This window comes from Streptomyces sp. NPDC037301, from assembly GCF_055602785.1.
Genome location: NZ_JBVJWD010000146.1, coordinates 1 through 2,536, shown reverse-complemented (window position 1 = coordinate 2,536; position 2,536 = coordinate 1). Strand labels below are relative to the sequence as shown.

Here is a 2,536-nt window from a genome sequence, read left to right as displayed (position 1 = left end):
TTCGGCGACGAGGGCGGCGACTTCGGCGGCGACTACTGAGACCGGTGATCGAGCACCATCACGGTGGCCGGTAACCGAGCACCACTACAAAGGCAAGTGATCGATTCACTTGCTTGACGCAGAACCCCGGCCCGCCGGAATCGGGCCGGGGTTCCAGTCTGGATACTCCTGCCACGCCATACTAGAGCCGGACGGCGAGGCGCTGCCAGCCCAGCCGGAACAGTCGCGTACTGTACGCGGCCATCCCCTTCCAGCAGGACCTTGCGACCCGGGCGGCACAACGTGGCACCGGCGCGGCAGACGCCGCCCACGTACCGGCCGCCCAGGAACCCGCCCAGCGGGATGTTCAGGCCCCCGATCGCCCCTTCCCCGCCCTCTGCGGTCGAATGTGCACCACACCGTGCCTTGTTGCCTCCCGGTGTCCGTGTCCCGGCGGGCCAACACTCGGAAGCGGACACCGAAACTCAAACGGCTGGCCCGTCGACAGTGTGAGTTCTCGGTCTACCGGCGCCAGCACGTATCACCTCGGGTAGGGCTTCGCCAGGTGGTGTCGTAGCGCAGACCCAGTGTGGACTTCTGACTCCTGCCGGCCCTCGATTGGGACTGGAAAGTCGAGCTGGAGGCGACCTCGCCGTCTCCTCCGGATCAGCAGCGAGTGAGTCCTGGCACCGAAAACGCGGTGGGTCACGGCTCCGTTGATTCTGCTGGGAATCGCCAGTTCGTCCGCCGGCTTCGCTGGGACCCCTTCCCAGCCACGCCTCGGTCTCAGAATGTGGCCAGGTTGGCCAGCAGGAACACTCGGGGCGGAGCACTCAGTTTCCAGGCCGGCCGGATTCCGAGTTCGCAGACGGCTCCTCGTGCTTCAGCACGAGGAGCACATGGAGGGCAAACAGCTGCTGGCGCCGGATGAGCTGGACCGGCCGGTGGTGCCGCCGACCGATGTGATACGTCCGGACGTCGTCTCCACACAGCCTGCGACATCGCTCATGCCTCCGTTATTCACCTCGCCAGATGTTATCGAAGGCCGCCTGGTCGATGGCTCGCCGCTGCCGTTGGAACTCCAGATCCCTCAACGCGTCATCAACGGCGGCGAGCACCGTCGTCACCGCTTCGTCGGCCACGCGCGGGGAGTCGCCAATTGGCTTCTCACGGATTCCGACGGCCGCTGCAAGGGCGGCGAGTACGGGCTCATTCGATGTCCAGCGGTCAGCCGCCTCGCGGCGAGCGGGTGAATCGACCAACACCATCTGACCGGCTCGGGAGGGCATCCAACGCGGGCGGCGTTGCCGAGCGAGCTGTCCTTCCGCCTCAAGGGCATCCAGATAGGCCGTGGACAGGCCGCGGCCTCTGCGCCACAGCCAGTCTTCGAGCGACTCGTACGGCGCTTGTCGGACGAGCGACGACGCGGCCTCATCCAACAGACGATCAGCTATTGCCGGCAAGTGGCCCGGCACGATCTGATCGCCGTCCAGTCTGACGGCCTGGGCGCTGAGGAGGTCGATCACCTCGGCTCCCGCGAGCGCGAGCGACAGATCGCCTCGCTCCAGAGTCCGACTGGCCGCCATGTCCATGGCGGCGATCAACAGGTCCCGCGGTGTGGTCATGAATGGCTCCGTGTCAGGGGCATCAGTAGCGTTGCGTCGCTGAACAGCTGGTCCGGTGCCCGGTGTGACGCCGAGCGTCGAGGTCAGCTGTCGATGTCGTGGCCACCGCGATCGCTGCGCGGATTTGCTGTGTGTAGCGGGCGGGCGTCGAGTTCGGCCGCCCCGACGCCGTCCACCAGCTTACGGAGCACGGACGGTAGCTGCATCCCGCGCTGATGGCCCTGGCCCGCTGGGGGAGCGCATATCTCGGCAGAGGCCGGTGTCGGCATGAGTCCCGACGCTCATGCTCTTGTCGGTAGTCGCCCCGTACAGGTGCGTGGAGACGGTGATACTGAGCTCCAGAGGCCGCGCCTGGAAGCGGGCGACCTCAATGGCCCGTTCCTCCGCGCACCCGGGGCTTCAGTCCTTGCGCGGCTGGTACCGGAGCGCAGTTGCTTCTCGGACTCCCAGCCGGGTGTCGGCTCAGTCGGCCACGGCCACGTCTTTGCACGCTGCTCGTGGGCCGCACGGATCTGGTGGGGGCGAGCTGGGCGTGTGACTGACCAGCATCGAGTGCGACAGGTGTGGTGCCAACGCTGGATCGGGGGGCGACCGGATCGAGGCCGGACGGCCGCAGAGGCTGGAAGTGCCGGCATGCCTGGCATGTGCTCAGCAGCCTTCCCGGTCGTACCCGGCTGATCCCTTCGGCGAGCACGCCGACAGGGGGCCGCCACGGCTCGGCCGCACCCTCACGACTCACGAGTCGGTGCAGGCACCTGCACCTTTGGGACCCCGGCCTCCGGCAGGAGCGCCGCCCCGCCCGCGCAGCCCGCGTGCGAGCGGAAGACGGTCACTAAGCCTTGATCCACCGATCTTATGGCTGTGGATGACTCTTCGGAAAACAAGGAAGTGCCTTGTGACCTGCGATGATGGGAGTTCTTGAGGCTTCCAGC

2 protein-coding genes are annotated in these 2,536 nt (G+C 67.0%); both read right to left on the bottom strand.

Annotated features, from left to right (window positions below):
• Positions 1 to 995 precede the first annotated feature (995 nt).
• Positions 996 to 1,604 (bottom strand): GOLPH3/VPS74 family protein, encoded by a 609-nt coding sequence (locus ACZ7IB_RS48935; protein WP_470921835.1) that lies wholly within the window; start codon positions 1,602 to 1,604, stop codon positions 996 to 998.
• A gap of 83 nt (positions 1,605 to 1,687) precedes the next feature.
• On the bottom strand, positions 1,688 to 1,810 hold the full coding sequence (locus ACZ7IB_RS48930; RefSeq protein WP_470921833.1) for a hypothetical protein: 123 nt from the start codon (positions 1,808 to 1,810) through the stop codon (positions 1,688 to 1,690).
• Positions 1,811 to 2,536: the final 726 nt, after the last annotated feature.